The organism is Streptomyces sp. P5F9 (assembly GCF_057961495.1).
In genome coordinates this window covers 1-2664 of record NZ_JBXVPZ010000766.1, presented here as the reverse complement: position 1 = coordinate 2664, position 2664 = coordinate 1, and the positions used below count along the sequence as shown (strand labels likewise).

Annotated in this window: 1 pseudogene; it reads left to right on the top strand. The window is 72.9% G+C overall.

Going from position 1 to position 2664, the window contains the following annotated elements:
- Positions 1-2664 (top strand): annotated as a pseudogene (locus AC31A1_RS49755) (hypothetical protein); the annotation flags it as partial.

The following is a 2664-nucleotide window of genomic DNA, read 5'->3' as shown; positions in this document are numbered from 1 at the left end:
CCGGCCACCACCCGTTTCCACTTCCGTCACCACGGTTACGGCGGTGAGCGGCTGGTCGAGGTCATGCTGCGGGCGAGGCCCCGGGCGGCCCAGAACCTGGCCGGTCTCCGAGGCACCTCCACCCCCGGTTCGGGTCTCGAACAGTGGCAGTCGCACACCGCCGCGGGCCGCAGTGCCGTCCGCGCCTCGATCGGGCAGGCGCAGCTCCCGGTCACGCCGGGGGTCCGCTATCTCCGTCCGGACCAGGGTCCCGATCCCCAGACGACGGACCGTGCGGAGGTGGGGTTCACCCCGCAGTCGGCCAGCAGCATCTCGGCCCGGCGGGCGACCACGGCCGACAACCGGTTCTGGCTGCGTACGGACAACGGTGCCGACTTCGACGGCCTCCAGTACGACTACGAGCTGACGGTCCGTTCCGCGCTGGTCGTGGACTGGCCGCCGAACGTCATCGGCGGTCTCATCCAGCACGGTGTCATCGCCTGGGCCGACGCGGACGGGGACGTACGCCAGTGGATCGACAGGCTGCTGGCGGGCGGCAACGAGCGCACCGACACCGTCCCGGTCCGCTTGGCGCTGCGGTTCACCGGCACCGAGACCAACGTGCCCGTACCGACGGCCACGGTGACCGCAGCGTCCGCCGAGTCCGGCGCCGACCCGCGCAATACCGTGCGGCCGGCCGGCCCCTATCTCACCGACGCGCAGATGTTCCACCCGGTGGGACCGACGCCGGCGTTCCACTTCGACGGCTGGGCGCACCTGGAGACGGCGCTGAACAACGTCGCGCCGCGCCGCCTGGGAGGCTGGCACGCGCAGATCACCTCCGTGTCGGTGGAGGGGCAGGCCGTCCGGCTCGGCCAGTTGATCCAGGCTGGACGGGTCTCCCTCGACCGTCCCCGGCTGGTCGCCGACCTCACCCGCAAGATGCCCGGCACCGCGCCCTTCGAAGGGGCACCCGACCAGGCCCCGTCGATCGCGGTCACGCTCTACAACCCGCGCCGCTCCACCCACGCCGACGACGTCACGCTCGACCAGCTCCACAACACCACCGACACGGTGAGCACCGCCGCGGGCGCGGACCACTCCTTCGCGACCTCGCTCACGTACCGCCTGAGCGGTGAGGACAACAATCGCCAGCTCGGCGGGGTCAACGTCCCGCTCGCGCAACGGCAGACCCAGCCCTCGGCCTTCGGCGGCACGACCACCGGCAGCCGCCGTGACTGGCTGAAGTCCGGCAGTACCTCCGCGCCCGCCAACGGGGCGCGGGGGACGCGGAGTTACGTCGTCGATGTGGACGCGCACCTGCTTGTGGAGGGACCGCAGGGCACCCGTCACGTCACCGGTACGGTCACTCTCCGCATCGAGGAGCGTGACCTCCTCGGCCACGGTCTGCTCACCCCGGCGGAGACCCCGCCGAACCTCCACGACCTGCCGGCACTCGTCCCCGACTGGGCCACCGTAGAACCGCACACGCTGCCCGAGCGCCTCAACTCCGCGATCCCTGCGGGCAGTCACGGTGTCCAGGTCTGGGTCGCTCTCGGCGCCGACCCGCAGGGCACCCGGCTCGGCCAGGCGCTCTACGGGGCCTCGCGTGCGGCCGTGCTCGGCAACCGCCCGCTGGAGCTGATGACGCGTGACCCGCAGGGCATCCGCCGCTGGGAGTTCACCCCCGATGGTGCCCTCGTCACCGCCGACCCCGACCTGAGCACCGCGTGGAACGCCTTCGACGCCCAGGCCGAACTCCTGTACACCGCCACGGACACGCTCGCCGACACCCCGCAGCTGCTGAACCTCCGCTTCGCTGCCCGCAGGGAGGCAAACCAGGCGTACACGGAAGCCGTGGAAACCCACGAGGAGGCGAAGCGCGCGGTCACGGACGCGACCACCGCCCATACCCGGGCGAGGAAGACGGCCGCCGACTCCGCCAGGGCCGCGCGCCAGGCGGAGGCACTGGTCGAGCGGCTCAAGCGCGACCTCGCGGAGGCACGGCGGACCGCCACGACACTGCCGCCGGTCATCAAGCAGCACGAGCGGGACGAGACCAAGGGCCGCCACGATTTTCAGGCGGCCCTGGCCGAGCTGACGCAGGCCGAGAACGCCGCACGGGCCGCCGCCCAACAGGCCGCGACGAACGGGCAGTCGAGCACCGCTCCCGCCCCGGTCCCCGCCGCATCCGGCGCCCCGCGCCTGCACACCCCCGCGCCCGATGTCGCCGGCGACCCTCGCGTGCAGGCCGTGCTCCCGGCGATCACCGCCGCCGACAACGCGATCCAGCAGGCGACGGCCGCGCTCACCGCAGCCCGGCCGGTGCTGGCGCGGGCGGAGCACATCGTCGCGGTCGGACCGGACCGCATCAGCGAGGAGGAGGACAACCACGAGGAGGCCGTGGAGAAGGAGCGGGAGGACGCGGAGATCGAGGCCGTCGCTGCCCACGACCTCCAGGTCGCCACGAAGAAGGAGACCGACGCCCGGCGCGAAGTGGCCGAGGCCGCGGACGAAGTCGCCGACCGCGACAGGGAGATCGCCGCCGTCGTCACCGCGCAACTGCAGGCCGCCGCCGACCAGATGGCGGCCACCGACGCGCTGGAGGACCTGGCCGGCGACGTCCAGGACAGCGCCCCGACCCCCGAACAGTCCCTGCGAACGACCTTCGCCACCACCCCGCCC